We start from the raw sequence: 26295 nt of genomic DNA, 5'->3' as shown, positions 1-26295 counted from the left end.
GGGAGTTCGGGGACAGCGTCCGCAGCCTGTTCGGCGCTGGCCAGCGGTGGATGCGTGCCAGGTTCGTCTGCGGGGACCGCAGGAACAGATTGCGTAGCGCCCGCGGCCTGTTCGGCACCAGGCAGCGGTGGAGGCGTCGCGGCTCCAGCCGAGGGAGCCGAACTCTCCGCGCCCGGCAACGGCGGGACCTGCTCCGCGTTCGGCAGCGGCGGCGGAACCGCAGGGCCCGAGCTGGGAACGGGCGGCGGAACCGGTTGTCCAGCACCAGCAGGCGGCGGAGCAGCGCCAGGCGCCGGCGGAGGAGGCACCGCACCGGCCCGCTGTCGCAGCCATGGCGGCACGAACCGGTCCTCGCGCGGGAAGAAGCGCAGTTCGTCCTGGAAGCCGATCGGCGGCGGGACCTGCCGCCACCGCGGTTCGACGTCCGGCTGGTAGTCCGCGAACGGCGGCCGTTGCGGCGAGAACACCAGCGTCGCGCTGAGCCACGTGCCGCGGCCCGGCTGGTACATCCCGGTGCGCAGCACGCCGAACAGCCGCGGCAGTTCCGGATTTGGCTGGACCGGGTAGGTCCGGTTGTCCGGGGCTAGCACGTTGACGTCGACTTCCACGTGCCGTCCCGCGGCGCGGCAGACGACCTGCAGCTGCTGCCAGCCAGTGGGCAGCGCGGTCGAGGCCGCCTGGCCGATTTGCTGGACGAGCTCCTGCTGCTGGGCAGGAGTGAGCGGCACCGGTGGCCGGGTCATGATTTCTGCGGCTCCTCGCCGGGCGGACGCGTCATTTCCATCAGCTGTTCTGTGGCGGGCGGATGCCCGCGAGCAGGTTGGCGGGCGTGTAACCGGACTGCACGTCGAACGTCATCCCGACCGAGCGGGCGAGCACCGCCACCGCGAGCGGGGCCAGCGCGAGGAACCCTTCCGGATCGGTGGCGCGGTCCTCGGCGGTCCAGTATTCGCGGTGCCGCTCCAGCGCGGCGACGAACGCCTCGGCGAACTTCTCCGAGTCCCGGCGCAGCACGTAGTAGAACATCCGGATCGGCGGGTACACGAGCTGCAGCATCGCCGCAGGAGGAGTGAACTGCGCGGTGTCCGGGTCGGTGCCGTCCATCGCGGGCAGGAACATCTCCGGGGTGACCTCGCGGTGCGCGAGGAACGTCTGCAGCGTCTCGACCCACGGGTACATGTAGGCGTCGTGCTCGACGCCCGAGGCGCGCAGCACGTCGAGCGGCACCGCGGCCAGCTGCTGGATCAGCACGTCGTCCCGCTGGATCACGGCGAGAAAGGCCGCGGTGGTCCAGGCGGCCGGGTCAGCGCGCGGCGTGGGGCCGGTCGCCGCGAAACGCCGAGGGCGGCCGATCACCGCGTCGACCTCCTGTCCCTCCGGCGCGCACGCCGCGGTGAAAACGGCGGCCGCGGCCTGTGCGGCGAGGCTGAGATCGCCCCACGTGTCCGGGTCCTCGGCGTCCGGATCGACGACGCTGCGGTACCGCGCGAGCATCAGTTCCCGGCGCAGGACGTTCGCCAGCGCGCTGGTGTCCTGCGTGATGTAGTCGAAGTAGAAGGCCACCTGCGGCGACAACTTCTCGATCTGCTTCCACGCGACGTCGATGCTGACGGAGTGCCTGGGAACGGCGGTCATCTATCTCATTCCTCACCGGACGCTGGGGTCAGCGGCGACTGGTAGTCGTAACCGTTGAAGGGTTTGTAGGCGTAGCCGAGGCTCTTGTGCGTGCGCTCGGCCTGGTCGACCAGCGCCCGCACCTCCACATAATCGAGCCTCTTCTGGAGCTTCGCACGCTCGAGCGCGTCCGCGAGGTCGGGGTCGGTGCGGGCCATCTTCGTGACGATGTCGTCGAAGTACGCCGGGTGGCCCTGCCGGTAGGTGCGCTTGTCCTCGGGCACGTACCGCGTGCTGGGCTGGCCGCCCGGCCCCTTGGCCTCGTGCACGATGTAGTGCGGTTCGCCGCCGTTGTGGTAGTCGACCTCCCAGATGTGGTCGAAGTTCCCGGCCCCCGGCTTCTCGCCGTCGATGGGGTGGCGCGGCGTGATGTCCGCGCGCACGTTCCCGTCGCCGTCGACGACCTGGTAGCGGTGGCTGCCCTCCGGCGCGTCCGGATGCTCCCGGACGTCGAAGTTCTGGTCCGGGTGGGCCTGGGTGAACTCGCGGTGCAGCCGGTCGCGCACCGCGTGCCCGGACGCCTCTTCGCCCAGCTTCTCGGACGCGTCGTTCTTCGCGTTGTGTGCGTCCTTCCACTCCGGAGAATCCTTCGGAGTGTCGTTGAGCTCGTGGTACTTCGTTTCGCGATCGTGCACCTTCTGGTCGATCGCGTCGTAATCCTTCTCGCGCCAGTTCGACGTGTCGGAGTGCGTTCCGGGCACGTGCTGCTCGCCGGGATGCTGGCCGTCCCCGGAGTCGTGGCTGTCGTGCTGCCCGGCGTGGTCGCCCTGGTGCTGGCCGTTGCCCGCGTCGTGCTGCGGGGTCGCCCCGTCGACGCTGTCGCGCTGTGGTGCGTGGGTGCGCGACCGGGCGTCGTCGTAGCCCATGAACTCCGCCGCGGGCCGGTCGTGCTTGAACACCGGCTTGCCGTCGACGAGGTCCACCGGGTGCGGCGGGTTCTCCGGATCGACCGCGGAGTGCTTGATCCGCAGCTCCTTGCGCCCCGTGGTCTGGTCGGTCCACTCGTAGTAGTGCTTCTTCAGGTACTCCGGGTCGGCGAGGTTTTCCCTCGGAGTGCGGCCGTCGGGGCCGGGCCGGTCGCGCCAGTCGAGGCCGTCGTCGTCCCCGTCTTCGCCGCGGTGGCGGGAGCTGTCGGCGTCGACGCCGTGCGGGTCGTGGTGCTTGCCGTCCGGAGCGAAACCGTCGTCGCCTACGCGGTGTGCAGTGCCGTCGGGACGGTGCACCGACCATTCGCCGTCCGGCGGGATCCGCGGCCGCATCCGTCCGTCAGGGCCGATTTCGTAGTCGGAGGAGAAGACGTGGCCGTTCGAGTCGGTCCACGCCGGCTTGCTCGGCGCCATCACCTCGGTGTCGAGGTCGCGCGAGAGCCGGTGCGCGAAGTCGTTCGACCCCGCGTCGCAGCCGATCAGCCGGATCGGCCCGCCGTCGTAGTTTCCGTTGCGCCGCAGGATGTCGGCGAACTCTTCCGGCGTGTACAGCCGGTCGCCGATGCGGGCGTGGCCGTCCGCCGTGACGTGCACGTCCACCGTGTAGCGCCCGTCCGGGTCCGGCTGGACGCGGTGCGGCAGGTCGCCGAGTTCCGGGTCGTCGCGGTGGTACGAACTGCCCGCCGGGGTGTCCTCGGCATGCCGGTGGTTGACCTCGTCCGGCGACAGCGGCTCGTCGTGGTGCGGCGGAGTGCCGTCGTGGTCGGGGTGGTTCGGCCCGTCCGAGTCATGGTGTTTCGGATCGTGCTGCTCCGGGTCGGCGTGGTCCGGCTTGGGCTCGGGCTTGTCGTTGCCCGGCTTGGTTTCCGCGTCCTCGTGCTGCCCCGGCTTCTTGTTCGGCTCGGTGTTCTCGGGCTTGCCAGGCTTGCCGCCGTTCTTCGGCTTCCCGGACTCGTCGGCGTTCGGTTTGCCGTTCTGCGCCGGGGATTCTTTTCCAGTCCGTTGTGGACTGCTGGCTTCGCCGGGTTTGGCCGGCGCGTCGGTACGCGCGCCACCGCGGGCGACGGGCTCGGGGGAGCCGTCGGGACGCCGCGCGCCACCGCCTGCCTCCGGGCCACGCTGGCCTCCTCCGGGACCGGTCGCGACCGCCGCCACGGCCGGGGGCGCGGAGCCGTCGCCGGACCCGCGGTTCGCCGAGGAGGGCGATCCGCCGCCGGACGTCGGTGCGGGCTCCGAACGGCCGAGACCCGGCTCGGCGCCGGGACGTTTGGGCTGCCCGGCTTCGCCGCCGTCGCCGGGGCGCTGCGGACCGCTGCTCGACGAATCCGACGGACGCTGCGGCGAGGAACCACCGCCGCCCTCGGACGGCCGCTGCGGGGCGGAGTCGCCAGTGCGCTGCGGAGACGAACCGCCTTCAGCCGGCCGCGGCGAAGAACCGCCGTCGCTGGGCCGCTGCGGCCCAGGCCCGGAACGATCCGGAGTACGGCTCGGTCCGCCGCCGTCCGAAGGGCTCGGGCCGCTCGGCCGCCGACCCGAAGGACCGCTGTCCGGAACCCGGTTCGGCGCCGCCTCGGGAGCGCGCGTCCCCGGCGTCCCGGTCCAGCCGCTGCCGCTGGGCCGAGGTGCCGGACCGCCGCCACCGGCCGGGGCGCTGGTCGGACTGCCGCCACCGCCCTGCTGCGGAATTCCGCCGCCCGCCGGATTCTGGTTCGGCGAAGAACCGCCCCCGTCGTTCGAGCGAATGTGTTGCGGGGGAGCGGATTGCGGAGCGGGAGCGTCCGCGCGAGGCGGGGCGTACCCGCTCGCCGACGTCGAGTCGCTGCTGCTCGAGTGATGCGGACTCGGCTCGCTGCCGCCGGAATGCGTGCCACCGCCCGACGACGTCGACCCGCCGGAATGCGGAGCCCCACTGGAGTGCGGAGTACTGACCGAGGACGGCCCGTCGCTGTGCGAAGAGCTTTGCGGCGAGTAGGAGCTGTCCGCAGGACTGTCTCCGCCGCCGCGAGACGTCGGACTCGACTCACCGGCGAACGTCGACGGGCTGGAGTCGGTGTGGCTCCCGCCGGGACTGTCGGAACCACGCCGGGTCGACGACGTCGCAGTGTCGATTGTGGACGGTCCGGTGCCATCCGGCGACGAGGAATGCGAACCGCCCGGCGAGGACGGACTGTCGCTGCTCGGACTGTCGGATCCGTTGCGGCTGCCGGAATCGCCCGAGTGGTCGCCAGGCGCGTCGGAACCGTCCGAACTATTGTGGCTGCCGTTCGGGCTGTCGCCGCCGTCCGCACTGTCCGACCCGTTGGAGCGGCGCGACCCGGACGGCGAGCCGGGATCCGCGTCGCCTTCTCCGGAGCCGCCGTGGCGACCGCCGCCAGAGCCGCCCGCACCGCCCCCGCCGGAGCCGCCGCGGTGGAAGAAACCGCCCGCCTTGATGTTCTTCGTGCTGATCACGTCGAGGCCGGTGACCTTGCCGGCCAGCTTGCCCAGCACCTTGATGATCTTCGTGAAAACCTCGGCGAGCTTGCCGAGCAGCGGCGAAACGCGGCGCATCGTCTCGCACAGCTTCGTCAGCAGTTCGCTGATCTTCTCGCCCCACTTGGAGATCGCCGTGACGGCCTGCGCGACCACCAGCGGCGTCCCGAACCCGAGCGAGAACACCTCCTCCATGACCCAGGAGATCAGCTTGCCCACCAGGTCCGCGATGAGCTGGCGCACCAGGCCGCGCACGAAGGCGACGACCTGGCCCATGATCATCGTGACGGTGCCGATCGCGCTCGCGACCGTCGCCGCGCCGCCGATCGCGTCGGCCGCCTCCGCCGCGGACTTCCGGTAGGCGTCCGCGCCGTCGCCCTTCCACTCCGCGGTGCCGTTCTTGACCGCGTTCTCGAGGTCTTTCTGCCGTTCCTGCAACGACTTCGCGACGTTGCCCCAGGTGTCGGCATAGGACTGGATCACCGGCGGGTTGCCCGCGACCGAGTCCAGCATGTCCTTCAGCGGCTGCACGTGCTCCATCAGGAACGACGCCACCGACGACATCAGGTAGCCGAACGGGTCGATCGCCGCGCCCGCGATCTCGCCGGCGAGGCTCGCCACGCCGAGTCCGCCGGAAACCCAGTCGCCGTCCGCGATTCCCTTGAACGCGTCCGTCGCCGATTCGGCGATGTTGATGCCGGTGGCATAGCCGTAGTCGCCGTTGCCCTCGGTGAAGGGCCCCGGCCCGTCGCCGTCCTTTTTGGACTGTACGACCAGCGGATTGGCGTCGGGCATCAGTCGCTCGCCTTCATCGAACCGGCGGCTTCGCCTTCGTAGCTGTCGTACGCCTTCGCCGCGTCGCGCACCTTCTGCGCCTGCGCGTCCATCGCCGTGACGGTGTTCTCCAGCGCGGTGATCCCGTAGTTCTCGACCGGGTCGAGCATCATCCGGAACGGCTGGCAGAGAATGCCGTACGCGTCGGTGGGCATGCTGACCTGGTTCGCGGCGTCGACAGCCTGCTTCAGCCCGTCGGCGATCCCGTCGAGCTGACGGGCGTGCGCCTCGAGATCGCCGCCGATCTCATAACCCCTGGGTGCCATGTTTTTCTTCCCGTGGAACGGCTTGGACTCAGGACAGGATCGATCCGCCGAAGTCGTCGTCATCGTCCGACGAGCTCCGGCGGCGGCGTTGCTGCTGAGGCGGTTGAGGAGGTGTCGGCGGGGCTGCCGAGCGCGGCGGCGCCGGAGGTGCGGTGGTGCCTGGTTCTTCGGCGTCCTCCGGCAGGAACCGGCGCACCCGGTCCGGTTCGGACTGGCCCTCTTCTTCGGCAGGCGGCGCGGGGAAGGTCCGCTGCGCGTCGGCCACCAGCGTTTCCGTGGTCTGGTCGCCGCCGACGGTTTCGGCCGCGGCCTGCTGCAACAACTCCGGGATCCGGGCCTGCGCGCGCTGCACGAGCCGCATCACCTCGGCGGAGACGTCGGCCATCTTCTTGCCTGCCGCGGAGTCCGCGAGCACCAGGTTCTTCAGCAGACCCTTGGCGTCCACAGTGACCTCGACCGCACCGTCCTTCGACCGCTCGGTGACGGTTTGGCCTTGCATGCGCTCGGCCATCGCCTGATAGCGGGCAGCGGTCTGCTGGAGCTGCTTCGTCCAGCCCTCGACCATCTGCTCGCTGGCGTCGATGCTGTCGGGCATCGGGCCCCCTTCTCCACGGTGACTTCTCCAGAATGACGGACGCGTGACCCCGTCGGTTCCGCGCGGTTCCGATTTGTCCGCGCGACGCCGTTCCCCATGTGTTGATGACTACTGTACGCGAACTTCTGGTAGCGCGCCGTAACAAAAACCGGCCCGTCCGCGAAACTCGCGGACGGGCCGGGGAAGGGAGGGAGCGGATCAGAGGTTGCCGCGGCGCTCCTGCTCCCGTTCGATGGCTTCGAACAGGGCCTTGAAGTTGCCCTTGCCGAAGCCGAGCGAACCGTGCCGCTCGATGAGCTCGTAGAACACGGTGGGCCGGTCGCCGATCGGCTTGGTGAAGACCTGCAGCAGGTAGCCGTCCTCGTCGCGGTCGACCAGGATCCGGTGCTCCTTCAGCGTTTCGATCGGCACGCGCACCTTGCCGATCCGGGCGCGCAGCTCGGGGTCGTCGTAGTACGAGTCCGGGGTGTCGAGGAATTCGACGCCCGCCTCGCGCATCGCGGTGATGGTGGCGATGATGTCGTTGGTGGCCAACGCGATGTGCTGGCAGCCGGCGCCCTCGTAGAACTCGAGGTACTCGTCGATCTGCGACTTCTTCTTCGCGATCGCCGGCTCGTTGAGCGGGAACTTGACCCGGTGGTTGCCGTTCGACACCACCTTGCTCATCAGCGCCGAGTAGTCGGTGGCGATGTCGTCGCCGACGAACTCCGCCATGTTCACGAAGCCCATGACGCGGTGGTACCAGTCGACCCAGTAGTCCATCTTGCCGAGCTCGACGTTGCCGACGCAGTGGTCGACCGCCTGGAACAGCCGCTTCGGCGCGCCCTCGGGCCGCTTGACGGTGCCCTCGCGCGGCTCGTAGCCGGGCAGGTAAATGCCGTTGTAGCGGGACCGGTCGATGAGCGTGTGCCGGGTCTCGCCGTAGGTCGCGATGGCGGCGCGGCGGATCGTGCCGTGCTCGTCGGTGACGTCGTGCGGCTCCTCGAGGATCGTCGCGCCCTCCTTGCGGGCGTGCTCGATGCACTTGTCGACGTCGGTGGTCTCGAGGGCGAGGTCGATCACGCCGTCGCCGTGGCGGCGGTGGTGGTCGAGCAGCGGGGAGTCCGGCTTCACGCCGCCGGTGATCACGAAGCGGCCGGAGCCGGACTTGAGCACGAAGGCCTTGTGGTCGAGCTGTCCCGTTTCGGGACCGGAGTACGCGACCAGCTGCATGCCGAACGCGACCTGGTAGAACCACGCGGTCTGGGTCGCGTTGCCCGCGATGAACACCACCGCGTCGAGGGCCTTGACCGGGAACGGGTCGGTCGAGGCGTCGTGGTCCACCAGTCCGACGAGCTGGCGGAGCTGGTCATAGCTGACGTCGTCGAGTGCGCCGTGCGGATCCATCGTGGAGGTCATGCACTGAGCATGAGTTGCGCCTGGCAAGCTGCGCAACGGTTTCCGTTTCGGCTGGACAATGTGTTCAGCTTATCCTGGAGAAGCTCGGTCATCTTGGACAACCTGCGCAGGGAGAAAACCGGTGCTTGACTCGCTCGACGCGCGGCTGCTGCTGTTGCTCACCGACTCGCCGCGCCTCGGCGTGCTCGAATGCGCGCGCCGGCTCGGCGTCGCGCGCGGCACCGTGCAGGCGAGGCTGGACCGGCTGACCGAACGCGGCATTCTCGGCGGCTTCCCGCCCGAACTCGATCTGGCCGCGATGGGGTACAGCCTCACCGCGTTCGCCGTGCTGGAAATCGCGCAGGGCAAACGCGCCGGCGTCGCGGAGGCACTGGCTGCGATCGACGAAGTGTGCGAAGTGCACGCCACCACTGGGCAAGGCGACCTCTTCGTACGCCTTGTCGCGCGAGATAACGACGATCTGCAACGCGTCATCGACGAAGTGGTTGGCGTGCCCGATGTCTTGCGTACGTCAACTTCGATCGCGTTGTCGACACCAGTGCCGCCGCGAGTGCGGCCGTTGCTCGAACGAACGGCTAGGACACGTACGTGAGATAGCGCTTCGCGGAGCGCTGTACGACGTTATGAGCGTCCGTACGCACAATGGCGTCCCACCACGCGCCGTAGAGCGCGTCGAATGCGTACGGCTCCAACAGTTCCGCGGCGTGCCGCACGACGCTCGGCCGCTCCGGGATGAGGTTCGGGTAGCTGTACATGAAAGCGACGTGCGTACGGTCCGGAATGACCTGCACGATGTCGCCGGTCAGCAGCGCGCCGCGGCCTTCCTCGCCGTCCGGCCAATGCATGACGGTGCCGCCGGGGAAGTGCACGCCGAGGTTGATCAGCTGGAGATCCGGCGAGACGTCGAGTGTCGTGCCGGTCCACAGCTGGATCGACGGGTCCGGGCGGCCGATCCACTGCTGGTCGTTCTCGTGCAGGTAGACCGGGACGTCGAAGGCGTGCGCCCATTCGACCATCGTCGTGTAGTAGTGCGGGTGGCTGATCGCGATGCCGGTGATGCCGCCGAGTTCGGTGATCTTGCCGATCAGCTCGTCGTCGAGGTAGGCGGAGCAGTCCCAGAGGAAGTTGCCGCTCGCCGCGCGGACCAGCAGCGCGCGCTGGCCGATCGCGAACCTCGGATCCGAACCGACGCCGATGAGGCCCGGCCCCTGCTCCTCGACCCGCGGTTTGAGGCCACCGTCCGCGCGGAGCGTCGCCAGGTCAGTCCACTGCTGCCCGCCCGGCGGGACGTACTGGCGCTCGTCCTCACAGATCGGGCAGTCCGCGCGCGGGGCGGCATACTGCGTCCCGCAGGTCAGGCAGAGCGGGTGGGTAGTCATCGGTGTCCTCCAGTGGTTTTACTGAAAGACACGCTAGACCGCCGAACGCGCGCCGGGCCACGGAAATCCGGGCGGGCGCGCGTTCGGCGGAAACGAGTCAGGACTCGCTGTAGGGCACCGCCTTGACCAGGGTGACCTTCATGGTCTTGCCGTTCGGCAGCTCGTACTCGCGGGACTCGCCCTCCTTGGCGCCGAGCAGCGCCTTGCCGAGCGGCGATTCGGGGGAGTACACGTCGAGCGCGCCCTCGGCGCCTTCCTCACGGGTCGCGAGCAGGAACTTCTCCTCCTCGTCGTCCCCGTCGTACTTGACGGTGAGCACCTTGCCGGGGCCCGCCGTGCCGTCGTCGTCCGGAGCCTCGCCGACCTTCGCGTTGCGCAGGAGTTCCTGCAGGTGCCGGATCCGGGCTTCGGCCTGGCCCTGCTCTTCGCGGGCCGCGTGGTAGCCGCCGTTCTCCTTGAGGTCGCCCTCTTCGCGGCTGTCGTTGATGCGGGCGGCGATGACCGGACGATTCTCGATCATTTCGTCGAGCTCGTGCTTGAGCCTGTCGTAGGCATCCTGGGTCAGCCAGGTCACCTTGGTGTCGCTCACGGTCACCATCTCCTCGTAGGGCTTGCCAGGCTTGGGTGTACAAACCGGCCACCGCGTACGCACGCGGCTGAGATAAAGGAAAAACACGGCCCGTCGGGGGCCGTGCTGGTGTACGAGCGTATCACGGCAGGACAGGTCGACGCCGGTCCATTTCACGCTGCGCGGACGCTCGCCGCGCATTTCACTCCGTTGGCCGCTACGGGGTTGACAGATAGCGTGGTATGGAATACGAGCAGCCGAACACGTCTGAGGTCACCGGGGCTCCGATGCTCTTCACGACTGTGCTCACCCTGCTGTGGCCGGCCCCGGCGGGAACCAGCACCTCCCGGCGGCCGCTTTCCGCGCCGGACTTGTCGCGCACCCGGACAACGCACACGCCGGGCTTGCTGTCGTCGTCCCTCGTGACGTTGATGGTGACTTCCATCGCGTCGTTCGGCAGCTCTTTGAAGCCGATGCGCTCCGCGTCGATCGGAGTGCTGCCGAGATTGAGGTAGTAGATCCAGCCGATCGCACCGCTCACGACCAGCGCGACGGCCACGAAAAGCCACCTCCGCCAGCGCTTCGACGGCTTGCCCTTGCCCGCGGTGCCGTACCGGTCCGCGGGCCGCGCCGATACGGCGTCGCCCTCGGCGGTCACGGTCTCCCCGCTCTGCAAATCCGGGCCTCCGGTCAAACTTGTCGTACCCCTGGGGACAATAGGCAGTGCGGCCGGTCCGGGGCACCACCCTCGTCGAGTATCCGCGACCCGTTCCGGCGGCGCGGAGCCGGGGCGGTTTACCGCGGCGCAACCAGGTGTCACGGAATAACAGGACAGGAAAGGGCCGTTCGGACCATGGTGGGAGCCGACGAGCTGACAACAGAAGACCGCAAGCAGCGACTGCGCCTGATGGCGGTGCACGCCCATCCCGACGACGAGTCGAGCAAGGGCGCCGCCACCATGGCCAAATACGTCGCCGACGGGCACGAGGTCATGGTCGTGACCTGTACCGGGGGCGAGGCGGGCAGCATTCTCAACCCCGCGATGGACCGGCCGGACGTGCTGGCGAACATGACCGAGATCCGCCGCGAGGAGATGGCGCGCGCGGCGAAGATCCTCGGCGTGAGCCACCGCTGGCTGGGCTTCATCGACTCCGGGCTGCCCGAGGGCGACCCGATGCCGCCGGTGCCGGAGGGCTCGTTCGCGGTGATCCCGCTGGAGGAGTCCACCGAGGCCCTGGTGCGCGTGATCCGGGAGTTCCGTCCGCACGTCATCACGACGTACGACGAGAACGGCGGCTATCCGCACCCGGACCACATCCGCACGCACGAGGTGTCGATGGCGGCCTTCGACGCGGCGGGCGACCCGGAGCGGTTTCCGGGGGCGGGCGAGCCGTGGCAGCCGCTCAAGCTGTACTACATGCACGGGTTCTCCAAGGCCCGGATGGTGGCGTTCGACACCGCGCTCAAGGAGGCCGGGATCGAGTCGCCGTACGAGGAGTGGCTCAAGTCGTGGGACCCGAACCGCGCCGACATCATGGAGCGGGTGACGACCCGGATCGAGTGCGGGGAATACTTCGAGGTGCGCGACGAGGCGCTGAAGGCGCACGCCACGCAGATCGACCCGACCAGCCGCTGGTTCGCCGTTCCGCTGGAGATCCAGCGCGAGGTGTGGCCCACTGAGGAGTACGAGCTGAACCGCTCCCTGGTGGACAGCACGCTGCCGGAGGACGATCTGTTCGCAGGCATCAAGGAGAAGGTGAGCCCATGAGTTTCGGTGTGCCGGCCGTCGCGGTCGTCCCGCTCACCGCGTCGGCGCTGGTACTGGCCCAGCAGCCGGACAGCGGGGACAACGGCGGCCAGGGCGAGGACTTCGGCAAGTCCTCGCCGGTCGGCCTGCTGGTGCTGATCCTGTTCCTGATCGCGGTCGTCTTCCTGGTCCGGTCGATGAGCAAGCACCTGAAGAAGGTGCCGCAGACCTTCGACAAGGAAGAGGCCGCTTCGGAGACTGAGGCGGCAGCTGAGGCCGAGACGGCTGAAGCGGAGCCGGAGACGGCGGCAGCGGAGAAGAAGCCGGACGCGGCGGCGGCCAAGAAGAGCGACTGACCTCCGGCGGCGGGCCGGAGCTAACCGGCCAGCCCGTCGCGGAGGTCGGCGATCTTGCCCGTGAGCAGGCTGTCCTCGCCCGGCAGCACCGTGATGTACCGGTTCGCCTCGGCCCCGGACACCTCGAACGCGACGCGGCCGTCGGTGAGGTCGAGGTAGCTCAGCGGCCCGGCTGCCGCGCGCCCTGGCCGGGCCGGTTCGCGCACCGCGACGGTCACCTCGCCGACGCCGAACCAGGTCTGCTGGAACAGCGCGTCGACCGCACGGGCGGCGGCGCTGCGGTCGTCGGAGAGCTCCGCCTGGAAGTCCTCCTGGGGCAGCGAGAACGCGCTCAGCTGGGCCGGCCGGTACCGCGGCAGGCTCGCGACCAGCGCACCGGCCGGGGTGCGGGTTCCGTCGAGCACCTTCAGCCGCACCCGGTCGCCGGAGCACAACGCCTTCACCCCGGTCCGGCCCCGGACGGCGACCAGCACGCCGTAGCGAGTGTCCTGGTTCTCGACGTGGGCGACGTACTCGGTATCGGCCCGGCCCAGCGCGTACAACACGTCCTCGAACTCGTCGGCGAACCGTCCGTGGTCGAGCAGGCCCAGCCAAGCCAGCTCGGCGCGGACGGCCTCGTCGAGCCGCTGCTCCTCCGGCGTGAACCGGAGGCGGCCGGAGAACACCGGATGCGGCTCGTCGAACCCGGCGCCCCGGAGCGCGCCGAGGAGGGCGTCGAGGGAAAGCTCGGTCGCGCGCACCGCTGATTCCTTACCGACGGCCTAGCGGGCCGGCCGGTCCCCGATCACCGGAGGCGTCGGTTTGAGGTCGCTCGTGCCGAATACGTCCGGGTCGGTTTCTCGGAGGTAGGGCGGCGCGGTTTTCTCCTTGTCCTTTTCTCTGTTTTTGCCGGGTATTCCGCTGCCGATCAGGTTGCCGGGTTTCCCTGATTTGCCTGCTGCGCCTGGGGTTCCGGTGGTGCTGCCGCGCGTCGGCACCGATTCGCCGGGTGCGCGGGCGCCGATTCGGTTTCCCGCGCCGAATCCCTGGTTCGCGCTGCCTCCGATTCCTGGGTCAGGACCGAATCCGCTGGAGCCGAGAGGGTTGATCGACTGACCTGAGGGACCGAATTGATAACCGGGCGGCAGCGCGGCTGAGCTGGGACTGTACGAACTGATCCGAGTCGAATCCGGCGGTTTGGTCGCTTCGGAAGGGACCGTCTGGGGTGCGCTTTCCGCTGCGTCAGGTACGCGACTGCCCGGGTGATCCACGGGGTGATCGCTGCTCGGAGCGGGCATCGGCTCGCGCGGTTTCGGAACTTCCGCGCCAGGAGGCGGCTCGATCGCGTCAGGACGGTGGCTGTCGGGAGGTTTGCCGCTCGGCCCGCCGGGACCCTCGACCGGCTTCGGCGGCGCGCTGGTGCTGGCGAGTTTGACGGACGCGCCGGTGTCGCTCAACTCCGCGTAGCGCGCCGGAATCCGATCGGAGTTCGTCCCCGTCGTCGAGTGATAGCCGGTGTAGGCGTCGACATTGTGCTGGGCGTCGGCCTGCCACTGGTCGAGTTTGCCGAAGTAGCCAGGCCTCCCGTTGAGCGAGTCGTAGACGTCCTGTGCGGTGATTTCCGGCCGGTCGCCGACTGGTCGAACCGTGTTCTTGATGGCCTGAAACGCCGACAATTGCCCGTCCGCCGCATTCTGGGCGAACACCAGGTTCGCGCTGTGATCCAGGGAGGCGGCCAGTAGCGGCGAGGCCGAATTCGCGGCTTCCTCCGCGGAAACGCCCTGCCAACCGGCGCGCACCTTCTCCGCGAGACTGGCGATTTCGTCGGCGCGTTCCAGCAGCCGTTCGCTAAGGTCCCTTGCGGATCTTTGAGTCGTGCTCAGGGATTCGGGACCCGGTCCGCTGGTGACCTTGTGATAGATCTCCGCGGGAGTCATCGATTGACCAGCCATCAGTGCCCTCCTCGCAGATTGGCAAGTACTATTTCCGCGACACCTCGAGCCGAATCGCATGGGTCCTTCTCGCCTTTGTGCGACGGAGATTGCGTGACCGATACGACTATGGTTTCGCTGTCGCTGATTCCCATCGCGATGTCGCATTCGCCGAGGCTCGCCCGGTGATCTTCTTCGCCGTAGGCGACGACGGGGTACCCGTCGACCGGGGCGAGGGGCAGAAAGAACGGGTAGACCTTGTCCTTGGCGCGGTAGAACGATGTCAGCCCGAGTTCGTTGATGTCAGGGAACACGATCACCACTTGCGCTTGAGCGAACCAGCCACACCCCGGTCCGCCTGCGCCGTGTGGTTCCGGCTTGACGTGGGAGCTGGTGCCGAGGAGGTCGGAGACCTGTCTTGCGGTCAGGGCGTCGCAAGGGTTCTGCTTGAACTTGGTGGCATCGAGGGGAATCGCTACTTTGGGTACGCCGGGGCCCGGTACTGGGTCGGTCGCGGTGCTGTTCGGTGTCTGTGAGACTGGCCGGTCGGAGTGCCCGCTCGGGGCGGCTCGGCCAGCCGTGGTGCTCGAGCAGCCGGCGAGGGCGCACAGGGCGGCTGCGGTGAGCGCGAAGACGCGTCTCACAGACTTCCCCCGGTGTTGTGGATTTCGGACGAGTGCGAGTCCTCGGCGGATGTGTATCTCCTGAGCGTGTCGCGGTATTTCGCGGCTTGGCTCCTGCAGAATTGCTCGCATTGAATCAATGAATCGAGCAGGGCTCGCCCGGAACTCCTGAACAAGGCCGCGTTGTCGACACTGGAAAAATCCAGTCCGGGCGCCTGTGTTTGTGCCATCAATTGGGCACGTGTTCGATCTAAACGGTAATTTTCGCCGAGATGATCGTACAGCCTGGCGAGTTCCTCGAGCGTTCCTTGATCGTACGCATACCCGTCGCCCAGCAACGGCGCGATCGCCATCGTCTCGATCGACTCGCCGCCATACCTCCGCACCGGAGGCAGATTGGACTGCTGACTGTCGGCCACGATGTACGCCTCCCCTTGCGTAGATCGTTCCGGGTCCGCCGGGCCCAGACCTGTGGTCACCCTCTGACACCGGATAGTTACTGTAGTCGCCGCGATTAAGCCTGTCTGCAAATGCGAACTGCAACTCGCAGCCGAGTTCGCCGTTTGTGGACTTGAGCAGGGCGACTGTCCTGCCGTCAACAGCAAGCTTCACTCGAACGTCTTAAGTGGCAGACACCAGAGGGGCCTCGTCAGCGCCGTTCGGCCAGTTGCTCGTCGTAAAGACTTTCCGGCGGCAGATGCTTGCCAGCCGACCCGATCTCGCCGCTCCGGTGGCCCGGCTGCGGTTTGCTCCGCGTTCCGGTGCACCCGAGCGCCCAGTTGTGCGCGGTCGGCGGGTTTTCCACGAGGTACGAGCCGACGCCGCAGTTCCACAGCACCGAATTCGCGCCCGCCCAGCCCTGGCCGCTGCCCATCCATTGCCGGTCGGACAGTTGGAGATGTCCCGATGGCGGGCTCATCGTGAGGTCGTCGTAGAGAGTGCCGCTGGCCCAGCGCTGGTGCGGACCGGCGTCGAGGATGCGCGAGCCGGTGTTGGTCGCGGTGCAACGGCTGACCACGTTGGGGCCGGGCACCCTGGCCTGCGTGACCCAGGCGTGCAGGTTGCTGCCGGTGACGGTGCATTGCCGCACCAGGGTTTCCTGGCCGCTGATGGTGTAGGCGGCGGGCTGGTCGTGGATGTCCTGCGGGACGGACTCGTCGAGGGACGACGTGCGCAGCAGGCTGACCCGGAGCGCGTTCTGCCCGATTCCGAAGGCGGAACCGAAATGGTCCGCGACCACGTCGTCGACCCAGCTGTCCTGTGCGGTATCCACGGATACCAGCTGGGACTTGAAGAAACCGTCGTGATGCCAGGCGGGATCCCGCTCGAACTCGGCACCGTCCGCGGACAGGTGCGAGAGGCCCGAACCGCTGATCCGGCCGGGATACGAGTAGCGGGTGACGGTGGCGTGGGTGTACTGGCTTTCCAGCGCGTTGGTCAGCGGCACGTCGAAGCGGACGGTTTTGCCGTTCACGGCGGTGATTGTCCGGTCGAACTGCAGACCGGCGTTGGGTGTCCACTGCTTGCTCGGAGTGCCGTCCGGCCGCGGCGGGATCTTGTCCATGCCGATCGCGTGAATCCACGCCTGTTCCTGCGGACGCTGCACGATGACGTGGTCGCCGACGTGCAGGGTCGAGGCATCGCTGACGTCAAGCTGATCCGCGCCGATCGGGACGTAGCTGCTGGTGACCGGGACCGCCGAACCTGTCGAGGCACGCGAACCGGTGCCAGCGATCGTGACCAGAGTGTGCAGTTTGCCTGCCGCGACCAGCTTGGTCCCGTTCGCTCCGCTGCCCGCGCCGCGCAGTTCGACGTTGCTGGTGCTGATCTGCAGAGTTCCTTCGAGCCGGTAGTCGCCGGCTGTCAGCTGGACCGCGCCGGGCCTGCCGCTGTTCGCGACCTGGTTGATGGCCTGCTGAATCCGCGCGGTGTCGTCGCCGGACGACTGCGGCCCGACAGTCGCCGCGACCGGCAGTTCGGGCGGCGGAGCGTCGCCGTTGCGGTAGCCGACGCGGGAGAAATCGGGGACCCGGTTGCCTTGCGCGTCGGTGCCGTAGGCGAGGCGCCCGTTGGCGAAGGTGATCCAGTTCGGTGCCGCGGAAGCCGCATGGACACTGCAACCGGACAAACCAAGACATCCGATGAATGCGATCGCGGTGACGGGGAGCATCAAGCCTGCGCGAGAGAATCGCTTCATAGGGGCGGACTCTAGCGATCTTCGTGCCCCGCGACAAAGGCTGATCGTCGCATTCATCGGACTTCTCCGCGAATGCTCGGTTCTTGAGGGCTCGGTTCAACCGGCACTCTCCCGAAGGGCGCGAACGTGGATGTTCCAGGTTTTTCGGCCCTGCGGCGTCAGGGAAAGGCAGGTGCTTTCCAAGTCGGAAACTACCGTTACGGCGGGGACGGGGCCGGTCTCCAGCGTCATGAGGCACACTCGGCACCATGTCGAACCGCCTCGCCGACGCGACGTCCCCGTACCTCCTGCAGCACGCCGGGAACCCGGTCGATTGGTGGGAATGGGGCCCGGAAGCGCTGGCCGAGGCGCGCCGGCGCGGGGTGCCGATTCTGCTGTCCGTCGGGTACGCCGCCTGCCATTGGTGTCATGTCATGGCGCACGAGTCCTTCGAGCACGAAGGCACCGCGACGCTGATGAACGCGCATTTCGTCAACATCAAGGTCGACCGCGAGGAGCGGCCGGACATCGACGCCGTCTACATGGCCGCCACTCAGGCCATGACCGGTCAGGGCGGCTGGCCGATGACCTGTTTCCTCACGCCCGAGGGCGAGCCATTCCATTGCGGCACTTACTATCCGCCCGCGCCGAGGCCGGGGATTCCTTCGTTCACGCAGCTGCTGGTCGCGGTCGCGGAGGCGTGGGAGGAGCGTCCGGACGACCTGCGCGAGGGCGCGAAACAGATCGTCGGGCACCTTGCCGAGCAAAGCGGTCCGCTGAAGGAATCGGCTGTCGACGCCGACGCTTTGGCTCAGGCGGCGGCGAAACTTGCGCAGGAGGCAGACCCGGCGCACGGCGGTTTCGGCGGTGCGCCGAAGTTTCCGCCGTCGATGGTGCTGGAGTTCCTGGTGCGCCACCACGAGCGCACGGGCTCGGCGGAGGCCCTGGCGCTCGCCGAGTCCGCGGCGGACGCGATGGCTCGCGGCGGCATCCACGACCAGCTGGGCGGCGGGTTCGCGCGCTACTCCGTGGACGCGGAGTGGATCGTTCCCCACTTCGAGAAAATGTTGTATGACAACGCTTTGCTTCTCCGAGTGTACGCGCATCTCGCCCGCCGTGGTTCCGCGTCGGCGCGGCGGTTGGCGGAAGGGATCGTCCGGTTCCTCGAGCACGATCTTCTTACGCCGCAAGGAGGTTTCGCGGCGTCGCTCGATGCGGACACCGAAGGCGTCGAGGGCTTGACCTACGTGTGGACTCCCGCGCAGCTCAACGAGGTGCTCGGCGAGGACGGCTCGTGGGCGGCTGAGCTCTTCAGCGTCACCGAAGACGGTACGTTCGAAGAAGGCGCGTCGACCCTTCAGCTGCGGACAGATCCAGAAGACTTCGACCGATTCGAGCGTGTCCGGCAAGCGTTGCTCGAAGCGCGAGCGGAGCGTTCGCAGCCAGGCCGGGACGACAAGGTGGTCGCCGCGTGGAACGGTCTCGCGATTTCCGCGCTGGCCGAAGCGGGTGTCGCGCTGGAGCGTCCACAGTGGATCGAGCTGGCTCGCAACGCGGCGTCGCTGCTGCTGGACCTGCACCTCCTGGACGGACGCCTCCGCCGCAGCTCGCGGGACGGCGCGGTTGGGACCCCGGTCGGTGTGCTGGAGGACTACGCCTGCCTCGCCGACGGTCTGCTCGCCCTCCACCAGGCCACTGGCGAACCTCGCTGGCTCACCGAAGCGACCAGGCTGCTCGACGTCGCCCTGGCGCACTTCGCGTCGGACTCCGCGCCAGGTGCGTATCACGACACCGCGGACGACGCGGAAGTCCTGGTGCAGCGTCCGTCCGATCCGACGGACAACGCGAGCCCGTCCGGTGCCTCGGCGCTGGCTGGCGCGCTGCTCACCGCGTCCGCGCTGGCTGGGCCGGACCAGGCGGCGCGCTATCGCGATGCTGCTGAACTCGCGTTGCGTCGCGTCGGGCTGCTCGCCGCGCGGGTGCCGCGTTTCGCCGGGCACTGGTTGTCCGTGGCGGAGGCAGCGCAGTCCGGGCCAGTGCAGGTCGCGGTTGTCGGTGCGGACCGTGCGGAGCTGGTCACCGCCGCCGCGCAGCACATCCACGGCGGCGGCATCGTGCTCGGCGGAGAGCCGGACGCGTCCGGCGTCCCGCTGCTGGCCGACCGGCCGTTCGTCGATGGCAAAGCGGCGGCTTACGTCTGCCGCGGCTACGTCTGCGAGCGCCCGGTGACCGTCGCGGACCAGCTCATCGCCCAGCTCTGACGAATTCCGCCCCTGGTGAACGCGGTACCCACCCGGGTGGAATCGGCGTAGCTTCAGTAGTGACGTAATCATGTAATCAAGGATGGTGGACGTCATGGGGCGAGGTTGGAAAGGCCGGGGCTGGCAGCAGGCCGAGGCACCGTCCGCCGACGACGCGGCGGCGTGGTTCGGCGGACGGCTCCCGGACGGCTGGTTCACCGGCGACCCGGAAATCACCGTGGACCGCGAAGAGATCCTGATCGTGGGCGAACTGCCCGCGCTGACCGGCGAATACGCCGACGACGCGGCCCGCGCGGCCGCGGAAGACGGGCGGATCAGCCGGTTCCGCGAGGAAACCCGCGACGAGCGCATCGAAATCGCCCGGCAGGCCGAGCATCGCTACCAGCGCAAGGTGGCGTGGGGCGCGAAGCTGGGCGGTACGACGGTGCACTTCACGACGCTGTCGGTGCCGGTGATGACCAGGCTGCGGCAACCCGAACGGCTGGTCCTCGACACGCTCGTGGACGCGGGCGTCGCGCGGTCGCGGTCCGAGGCGCTGGCCTGGGCGGTGCGGCTGGTCGGGGAGCACGCGGACACCTGGCTGACGGAGTTACGCGAGGCGATGACCAAGGTCGACGACCTGCGGTCGAAGGGGCCCGACCTGGGCTGAGCTGCGGGACTTCCTCCGCTGCGGCAGGCTGGTGGCAGCCTGCTGTATCGGAGGAACCGTGGACGTCCCTGCTGTGCCTGAGAAAGTGGACCCGGACGCGTTGACCGCAGTCCTCGATGGACGCTGGGCCGGGCTGAAGCTCGACGTGCGCGCGCAGATGAGCACGGAGAAGTTCCGGGACACGATCGGTCTCGACGTCGAGGCGCATCGCGTCCAGGTGCTGGACCAGCTGCGGAAACTCGCCGAAACGGACCGCCCCGCGCTCGGCTTCGACGCCGCGTACGGCGGGCTGAGCGACGTCGGCGGTTCGGTGATGTCGTTCGAGATGCTCGGCTACGGCGATCTGTCGCTGATGGTCAAGGCCGGGGTCCAATGGGGCCTGTTCGGCGGTGCGGTGCAGCTGCTCGGCACCTCGTCGCACCACGAGAAGTACTTGCGCCGCATCATGAATCTGGACCTGCTCGGCTGCTTCGCGATGACCGAGCACGGCCACGGTTCGGACGTCCAGCACCTGCACACCACGGCGACGTACGACCCTTCGGCGCACGAATTCGTCCTGCACAGCCCAGATCCCGGCGCCACCAAGGAATACATCGGCAACGCCGCCCGCGACGGACAGCTCGCCGTGGTCTTCGCGCAACTGATCACCGGCGGCGAATCCCGCGGCGTACACGCGTTCCTGGTCCCGATCCGCGACGACTCCGGTGCTGCGGTTTCGGGCGTCACCATCGCCGACTGTGGCGTAAAAGCGGGCCTGAACGGCGTCGACAATGGACGGTTGACCTTCGATCAGGTCCGGGTGCCAAGGGAAGCGCTGCTGAACCGCTTCGGCGACGTAGCCGAGGACGGCACCTACACGAGCCCAATCGAAAGCGACGGCCGCCGGTTCTTCACGATGCTGGGCACGCTCATCCGCGGCCGAGTGAGCGTCGGCGGCAGCGCCGGATGCGCCACGCAACGCGCCCTGACGTTGGCAATCCGCTACGGCGACCAGCGTCGACAGTTCCAGCGCCCGGACGGTGACGAGGTCGTCATCCTCGATTACCTGGGACACCAACGGAAACTGCTGCCGGCTTTGGCGAAGACTTACGCTCTGCACTTCGCGCAGGAAGAACTGGTCGCCGCCCTGCACGACATCGCTTCCGACGCGCCGGAAGAAGAACAACGCGAACTGGAATCCCGAGCCGCGGGCCTGAAAGCCGCGAACACCTGGCACGCGACCGCGACCATCCAAACGGCCCGCGAAGCCTGCGGCGGCAGCGGGTACCTCGCGGAGAATCTGCTGGCCGGTTTGAAGGCGGACACTGACGTTTTCACCACCTTCGAGGGCGACAACACCGTGCTGTTGCAGCTGGTCGCGAAGGGTTTGCTGACGCAGTACAAGGAACACTTCGAGGACCTCAGCCCACTGGCGACTGCCCGGTTCGTCGCTGAGCAACTGGTGGACACAGTCAAGGAACGTTCTGTCGCGCTGCGGTTCGTAGAGCGCCTGACGGAGTCTGATGATGCTTCAGTGCTCTTTGATCGTGAGTGGCAGCAGCGTCTCTTTGAGGACCGTGAAGAGCACGTGTTGAGCGGTGTGGCCAACCGTCTCCGCAGGGCTGCTTCGGATCCCTTCGGGGTCTTCAACTCCGCACAGGACCATGTGCTGCTCGCTGGCCGCGTACACGTGGACAGCTTGATCCTCGACGCCTTCGCCCGCGCTGTCGACGCCTGCCCGGACCAGGACGCGGCTGCGCTGCTTTCGCGGCTCTGCGACCTGTACGCCCTGTCAACGATCGAAGCGGACCGCGCGTGGTTCCTCGAGCACGGTCGCATCTCCGCGAGCCGGTCCAAAGCGGTGACTGCGGCGGTTAACGCGCTGTGCGGGGCGTTGCGGCCGCATGCGCGAACGTTGGTGGATGGGTTCGCGGTTCCGGAGCAGTTCTTGGCCGCCCCGATGCTGAACGGCTGATCTCGGTACGCTTGGCGAGGTGTCGAAAATCTTCGGAGATCATGCCGAGCGATACACGAGCTTTGCCGAAAACAGCGGGCCGAACGCGCATTATGACCGTCCAGCGATCCTGCGCTTGGCCGGTGACCTGGCCGGAAAGCAAGTCCTGGAACTAGGCTCCGCTGGCGGCGGTCTGACCGAGCATCTGGCCGAGCCAGGTTCGAGACCACGGACCTGAACGAGCCGCTGACCATGGTGCCGAGCGCCTCGCTGAACTGCGGCGCTGCCTGAAACCGGGCGGCGCGCTGGTGTTCTCCATCCACCACCCGATCACCGGCTGGCTCCGGTCGGTACGGACTACCACCGCGTCGAACTGATCAGCGAAGACTGGGATTGGGACGGAGTGACGGTGACCGGGCAGATGTACCGCCGCCCGGTGTCAGCGGTGTTCACCGCATTGCTGGATGCCGGGTTCGCGATCGACGCGGTCGAGGAGCCGCAGCCGACGTCGGGGGTGGAGGACCCGGAACTGGCGGAGATCTTGCGGGCGCAGCCGGTGTTCTTGTTCGTGCGGGCGGTGCGCTAGACGTACATCGCCGACCGGATCGCGACGACGTGATGATGGTTCTTCTCGGTACAAGTGGAACGCACTGTGCTGCATCACCGGTGGACTCGCCAGCACTTCGCGACGTTAATCGCAGTCCTTGCCGCTCTCGTCAGGGAGCGACGGCGTGGAAGGCGATGCGTTCGATCATCGCGTCCAGCCCGGCTTCCAGCGCTGCGGTGCTGCGCTGCGCCTGCGCGAGGATCAGGCCGCCCTGCAGCGCGGCCATCGTCGCCAACGACAGTCGGTGCGGGTCGGCGTCGTCGCGCAGTACGCCCCGGTCGAGCATGTCCTGCAGGCCGTCGCGGATCGCAGCGGTCCACTGTGTGAAGCCTTCCGCCAACGCGGTGCGCGCGGCGGGGTCGTGTTCGGCGAGTTCGCTGGTCAAGCTTCCGAGCGGGCAGCCGCCGCGGCAGTCGAGGTCGTGTTCGATCTGCACGATCGCGTCTCGCCAGTCCCGCAGTGCCTCGAAGCTGTCCAACCGGGAGAGAAGCACTCGCTGGCCGGTGAGGATGCGAGCCGTCTGGAACTCGATCACCGCGCGGGTGAGAGCGCTCTTGTCCGCGAAGTAGTGGTAGATCTGCGACGAGCTGACCCCGGCCGCGTCCCGGACGTCGGGAGTGCTGGTGCCGGCGACGCCGCGCTCGAACATCAGCTGCGCGGCGGCGGCGACGATCCGCTCTCGGGTGACGAGCCCACGGGTCGTCCGTCTCGTCGCGCCGGCGCCTTCGGCTGCCGGGGTCACGGTCTCGCTCACTTCCGCAGGATACGGAAGCTCGCCAAAACTGGATTTGACTATCCAGTCTGCCGTTGCTACTACTGGATAGAGCAATCCAGTTTGAGGTTCGGCCCCGCGTCCCGCAAAGCACCTCCTCATGCCCGAAAGGCTTGACGTGACCACCACTAACAGCACCATTGCCGAGCGGGTATCCGCCATGCAGCAGGGCCTCGCAGGCCAACTGCCGGCCGAGGCCTTGGCGGCTTTCAGCGGCGAGCAGGCGGAACTGGATGCCGCCGGTTTGCCGGAGGGCGTGCTCGCCGCGGGCGCGGTGATGCCCGACGGGGAGCTGCTCGACGTCCACGGCAACCCGGCGACGCTCGAATCCGCCCGCCACGGGAAGCCCGCCGTGGTCGTGACCTACCGAGGGGCGTGGTGCCCGTACTGCAACCTGGCGCTGCGTGCCTACCAGGAGCAGCTCGTGCCCGTGTTTGCTGAACGGGGCATCGAGCTGATCGCGATCAGTCCGCAGAAGCCGGACGGCTCGCTGTCCATGGCGGAGAAGAACGACCTGACCTTCATCGTGCTGTCCGATCCCGGCAACCAGATCGCCGCCGCACTCGGTGTGCTCACCGCCCCCACCGAGGACGCCCGCACCGCGCAGGCGGCTCTAGGGCTGGACCTCACCGCGACCAACGCCGACGGCGGCCACGGTGTACCGATGCCGACGGTCGTCCTGGTCGACGCCGAGGGCGCGATCCGGTGGATCGATGTGCACCCCAACTACACCACCCGCACCGAGGTTCACGAGATCGCGACGGCACTCGAGCTGCTCTGAGCGGAATGACCTCTGTCCGGAGAAGCTCCCGCCGAGCCGACGGCCTGAGGAAGATCCGCAAAGGCAAACCGGCAGCTAGGAGTACATCGCCAACCAGATCGCGATGAAGTGATCAAGGGTCCGTCGCGACCTGGTTGGCTCCTGGGTTTATGCCCTCTGAGCTGCTGAAACTTTGCTCCGCAGTTCTCGCCGTTTCTGGCTGTTGCCCGACCTCTGACGGCCTGGAGACGGCCTGGCGAACCCCTCACCGCACCTACCCCTTCATCCCGATACGAAGCCAGCACGCGGCCGGTGGTGCCGGGTCAAGACACGCTTTCCGTCTTGACGCGGTGCTACCGGCCGTTGTCACGATCAGGTGTCGGGATGGAGGGGTCCGACGACAGCGTGTAACGGTGGCTGCCACTGCGGCGACCACTTTGGCACGTAACGCGCTGTTCGGAGGGGGCCAACGTTGGCTGTGGGAGCTACTTCGCCGCCTGGTGGCGCTACGCCACGTGCCCCGCTGGCGGCCGCACCGCCCGGCCGGTGGGCGGAGCGGAGCGGCAGCCCGCCGTGCCGGGGACGGCTGCGGCCGCCTAGGCGAGTGGCTACGTAGGCGACTGTCGCGCCGCCAGGCGGCGCGGCCTTGATCCCATAGAGCCAAATTCGGCAACGATTCCGGAAAGGTGTAGTTCGCGCTAATGGCAGATCCCGCGCAGTTCGATCACGACCGCCTTGGTCATCTCCTGTCCGATCGCCTGCTGAAAGTTCCTCGTTTTCAGCGCCGTTATTCGTGGCAGGAGGAGCATATTAATGAGTTCTGGGGCGACATCGAGCGGGCCCGCCTTGCCGGTGATTCATACTTTATGGGTACTGTCGTGCTCGCATCAGATGTAAGCGGAGACGAGAGAAAACTAATTATCGATGGGCAGCAGCGGATCACCACGACGGCTATACTTTTGGTAGCGGTTCGCGATCGTCTTCGCGAGCTCGGGCATTTACGGTCGGCTCAGTCTGTTGAGGACACGCATCTCAGTGACTACGTTCTAACAGAGGAACAGACCGTCCCCAAGCTGACGCTGAACCCAGATGATCATGATACGTTTAGCCTCTTGTTAGAGGGTGGGCATAACGATTTGCCGAAAGATCTGGTGGCAATTTGTTATCGCCTGCTCAAGTGTAAAGTCGACGAGTTGGCTCCGGCGGATTCCGAATATCGCAACCTGATTAATCTGGTTACCTACTTGGATAAGGAGGTTCAGGTTCTTCTTGCGGTTGCAACGGGACTTGCGGAGGCGTACGTAATCTTCGAGACGCTGAATGACCGAGGGGTAGACCTCACGACAGCGGACTTGTTGAAGAACTATCTTTTCAGTCAAGCGGGTAGTAACGGTATTGGTCATGCTGAGAGCGTCTGGACTCGTCTAGCTGGACATTTCGATAAGCCGGACGACTTTGTTAAGTTTCTCCGTCACGAGTACATGTCACGCAGGGGCAGAGTTACCAACAGGGAGCTGTACAAGGCGCTTCAGGCTGATATTTCCGAAAATCCATCCGATGTTCGTCGCTATCTTGAGAGGCTGGAGAGAGCGTTTCATCAGTATGTTGCACTCCGTGAGCCTGATGATGCCAGCTGGTCCGCTCAGGCCATTGAGGTGAAAGACTCCCTGCTGGCTTTCCGTCGATTTGGTTTTGAGTCAAGTATGCCTCTTTTGATTGCTGCGTTCTCGACTTGGAGTCATAGTGATGCAACACGATTTGTCGATATCGTTGCGAATTGGTCCGTGCGGGCATGGATGGCGGGTACTCTGGGAGGTGGAGTTGCGGAGAGTGCGTTCTGTGATGCGGCAGTAGCGGTAACTCGAGGTGAGGCAAAAAATTCTAGAGAAGTGCTCGTGTTTGTTTCGGAAATTGTTCCAAATGATGAAGAGTTCAGGCAAGTCTTCATTAGATATGGATCTATTACGACCACTCGTGCGAAGTATCTCCTGGCGCGACTGGAGAGACAATACGTCAAAGAAATCGGCGGCATGACCGAGTCTCTTCCCGACTGGAGTAGTAAGAGTGTGACTGTCGAGCATATATTCGCAAAATCGTCGAAGCGCGTTGCTTTTGATTCGGATGACGATTTTAGGCGATTTGGGTCGATAAAAGACCAGCTGCAAAATCTGACCCTGCTGGAGCGTTCCCTTAACGGAAGCCTTGAAGACAAACTTTTCCCAGAGAAGATTTCTGCCTATGCGGGGTCTGCATTTTCGTTAACGCGAAAAATAGCAGAGAGCAGTGAGTGGGGATTTGCTGAATCAACTTCCCGTGCTGAGTTCCTCGCGCGGCTAGCTGTTGAAGCTTGGCCGCAGTGAGTCGACGGTTGGGTTAGAGAGCTTTCGGT

The 26295-nt window shown here is 67.1% G+C and carries 24 protein-coding genes and 1 pseudogene; 10 read left to right on the top strand and 15 right to left on the bottom strand.

All coding sequences use genetic code 11. From position 1 onward, the window contains the following. From ABZX37_RS16440 to hppD, 6 genes and pseudogenes are all read right to left on the bottom strand, one after another. Positions 1-743 (bottom strand): annotated as a pseudogene (locus tag ABZX37_RS16440) (hypothetical protein); the annotation flags it as partial. Between the two features lie 40 nt (positions 744-783). Then, positions 784-1635, bottom strand: coding sequence for an immunity 49 family protein (locus ABZX37_RS16435; RefSeq protein ID WP_354740211.1), 852 nt, complete (start codon positions 1633-1635; stop codon positions 784-786). Positions 1636-1640: 5 nt separating this feature from the next. Further along, positions 1641-5867, bottom strand: coding sequence for a hypothetical protein (locus ABZX37_RS16430; protein ID WP_354740209.1), 4227 nt, complete (start codon positions 5865-5867; stop codon positions 1641-1643). Further along, positions 5867-6172 (bottom strand): type VII secretion target, encoded by a 306-nt coding sequence (locus ABZX37_RS16425; RefSeq protein ID WP_354740207.1) that lies wholly within the window; start codon positions 6170-6172, stop codon positions 5867-5869. The genes ABZX37_RS16430 and ABZX37_RS16425 overlap by 1 nt, the downstream gene beginning before the upstream one ends. 28 nt (positions 6173-6200) lie before the next feature. Beyond that, positions 6201-6767, bottom strand: coding sequence for a YbaB/EbfC family nucleoid-associated protein (locus tag ABZX37_RS16420; protein WP_354740205.1), 567 nt, complete (start codon positions 6765-6767; stop codon positions 6201-6203). A gap of 198 nt (positions 6768-6965) precedes the next feature. Next, positions 6966-8165: a 4-hydroxyphenylpyruvate dioxygenase gene (gene hppD, locus ABZX37_RS16415; RefSeq protein ID WP_354740203.1), complete on the bottom strand. Its 1200-nt coding sequence runs from the start codon at positions 8163-8165 to the stop codon at positions 6966-6968. A 121-nt stretch (positions 8166-8286) separates the two neighbouring features. On the opposite strand from hppD, the gene ABZX37_RS16410 reads away from it, so the two are divergent. Continuing rightward, positions 8287-8757 (top strand): Lrp/AsnC family transcriptional regulator, encoded by a 471-nt coding sequence (locus tag ABZX37_RS16410; RefSeq protein WP_009083170.1) that lies wholly within the window; start codon positions 8287-8289, stop codon positions 8755-8757. Here ABZX37_RS16410 and ABZX37_RS16405 read toward each other — a convergent pair. From ABZX37_RS16405 to ABZX37_RS16395, 3 genes are all read right to left on the bottom strand, one after another. Next, a complete protein-coding gene (locus ABZX37_RS16405; protein WP_354740201.1) occupies positions 8741-9544 on the bottom strand; it encodes an MBL fold metallo-hydrolase in 804 nt (267 codons plus the stop codon). The genes ABZX37_RS16410 and ABZX37_RS16405 overlap by 17 nt on opposite strands. Before the next feature lie 97 nt (positions 9545-9641). Then, positions 9642-10142 carry a transcription elongation factor GreA gene (gene greA, locus ABZX37_RS16400; RefSeq protein ID WP_037816721.1) on the bottom strand — a complete coding sequence of 167 codons (501 nt, stop codon included), beginning with the start codon at positions 10140-10142 and terminating at the stop codon, positions 9642-9644. A gap of 187 nt (positions 10143-10329) precedes the next feature. After that, positions 10330-10770 (bottom strand): DUF4307 domain-containing protein, encoded by a 441-nt coding sequence (locus ABZX37_RS16395; RefSeq protein ID WP_354740199.1) that lies wholly within the window; start codon positions 10768-10770, stop codon positions 10330-10332. Between the two features lie 195 nt (positions 10771-10965). Here ABZX37_RS16395 and mca point away from each other — a divergent pair, with 195 nt between their 5' ends. Further along, a complete protein-coding gene (gene mca / locus ABZX37_RS16390) occupies positions 10966-11880 on the top strand; it encodes a mycothiol conjugate amidase Mca (RefSeq protein ID WP_354740197.1) in 915 nt (304 codons plus the stop codon). Next, on the top strand, positions 11877-12215 hold the full coding sequence (locus ABZX37_RS16385) for a hypothetical protein (RefSeq protein ID WP_354740195.1): 339 nt from the start codon (positions 11877-11879) through the stop codon (positions 12213-12215). The genes mca and ABZX37_RS16385 overlap by 4 nt, the downstream gene beginning before the upstream one ends. Before the next feature lie 20 nt (positions 12216-12235). Here ABZX37_RS16385 and ABZX37_RS16380 read toward each other — a convergent pair whose 3' ends face one another. From ABZX37_RS16380 to ABZX37_RS16360, 5 genes are all read right to left on the bottom strand, one after another. Next, positions 12236-12955 (bottom strand): ESX secretion-associated protein EspG, encoded by a 720-nt coding sequence (locus tag ABZX37_RS16380; protein WP_354740193.1) that lies wholly within the window; start codon positions 12953-12955, stop codon positions 12236-12238. A 21-nt stretch (positions 12956-12976) separates the two neighbouring features. Continuing rightward, complete coding sequence (locus ABZX37_RS16375) at positions 12977-14206, bottom strand: PPE domain-containing protein (protein ID WP_354740191.1); 1230 nt, start codon at positions 14204-14206, stop codon at positions 12977-12979. Continuing rightward, positions 14146-14880 (bottom strand): DUF3558 domain-containing protein, encoded by a 735-nt coding sequence (locus ABZX37_RS16370; protein WP_354740189.1) that lies wholly within the window; start codon positions 14878-14880, stop codon positions 14146-14148. Before ABZX37_RS16370 ends, ABZX37_RS16375 begins: the two co-directional genes overlap by 61 nt. Then, positions 14766-15167, bottom strand: a complete 402-nt coding sequence (locus ABZX37_RS16365) for a hypothetical protein (protein WP_354740187.1) — start codon at positions 15165-15167, stop codon at positions 14766-14768. The genes ABZX37_RS16370 and ABZX37_RS16365 overlap by 115 nt, the downstream gene beginning before the upstream one ends. Before the next feature lie 230 nt (positions 15168-15397). After that, positions 15398-16945, bottom strand: a complete 1548-nt coding sequence (locus ABZX37_RS16360; RefSeq protein ID WP_354740185.1) for a hypothetical protein — start codon at positions 16943-16945, stop codon at positions 15398-15400. A 248-nt stretch (positions 16946-17193) separates the two neighbouring features. On the opposite strand from ABZX37_RS16360, the gene ABZX37_RS16355 reads away from it, so the two are divergent. The 5 genes from ABZX37_RS16355 (at position 17194) to ABZX37_RS16335 (ending at position 22353) form a co-directional block, all read left to right on the top strand. After that, complete coding sequence (locus ABZX37_RS16355; protein ID WP_354740183.1) at positions 17194-19185, top strand: thioredoxin domain-containing protein; 1992 nt, start codon at positions 17194-17196, stop codon at positions 19183-19185. A 94-nt stretch (positions 19186-19279) separates the two neighbouring features. Next, positions 19280-19834, top strand: coding sequence for a hypothetical protein (locus ABZX37_RS16350; protein WP_037816711.1), 555 nt, complete (start codon positions 19280-19282; stop codon positions 19832-19834). 58 nt (positions 19835-19892) lie between these two features. Beyond that, positions 19893-21788 carry an acyl-CoA dehydrogenase gene (locus ABZX37_RS16345; protein ID WP_354740181.1) on the top strand — a complete coding sequence of 632 codons (1896 nt, stop codon included), beginning with the start codon at positions 19893-19895 and terminating at the stop codon, positions 21786-21788. A 19-nt stretch (positions 21789-21807) separates the two neighbouring features. Then, positions 21808-22005: a hypothetical protein gene (locus tag ABZX37_RS16340; RefSeq protein ID WP_354740179.1), complete on the top strand. Its 198-nt coding sequence runs from the start codon at positions 21808-21810 to the stop codon at positions 22003-22005. A 171-nt stretch (positions 22006-22176) separates the two neighbouring features. Then, the gene (locus ABZX37_RS16335) at positions 22177-22353 is read left to right on the top strand and encodes a hypothetical protein (RefSeq protein ID WP_354740177.1); all 177 of its coding nucleotides are present in this window, start codon (positions 22177-22179) and stop codon (positions 22351-22353) included. A gap of 130 nt (positions 22354-22483) precedes the next feature. On the opposite strand, the gene ABZX37_RS16330 is transcribed toward ABZX37_RS16335, so the two are convergent. Continuing rightward, positions 22484-23128, bottom strand: coding sequence for a TetR/AcrR family transcriptional regulator (locus tag ABZX37_RS16330; RefSeq protein ID WP_354740175.1), 645 nt, complete (start codon positions 23126-23128; stop codon positions 22484-22486). 118 nt (positions 23129-23246) lie between these two features. Here ABZX37_RS16330 and ABZX37_RS16325 point away from each other — a divergent pair, with 118 nt between their 5' ends. Together ABZX37_RS16325 and ABZX37_RS16320 are read left to right on the top strand one after the other, a co-directional pair. Continuing rightward, positions 23247-23927, top strand: coding sequence for a peroxiredoxin-like family protein (locus tag ABZX37_RS16325; RefSeq protein ID WP_354740173.1), 681 nt, complete (start codon positions 23247-23249; stop codon positions 23925-23927). Between the two features lie 680 nt (positions 23928-24607). Further along, the gene (locus ABZX37_RS16320) at positions 24608-26266 is read left to right on the top strand and encodes a DUF262 domain-containing HNH endonuclease family protein (protein WP_354740171.1); all 1659 of its coding nucleotides are present in this window, start codon (positions 24608-24610) and stop codon (positions 26264-26266) included. Positions 26267-26295 lie beyond the last annotated feature (29 nt).

Origin of the sequence: Amycolatopsis sp. NPDC004079, assembly GCF_040610415.1 — a bacterium.
Lineage (GTDB): Bacteria > Actinomycetota > Actinomycetes > Mycobacteriales > Pseudonocardiaceae > Amycolatopsis > Amycolatopsis halotolerans.
Note: the sequence above shows the minus strand (reverse complement) of the source record. Positions and strands in the feature narration are given on the sequence as shown.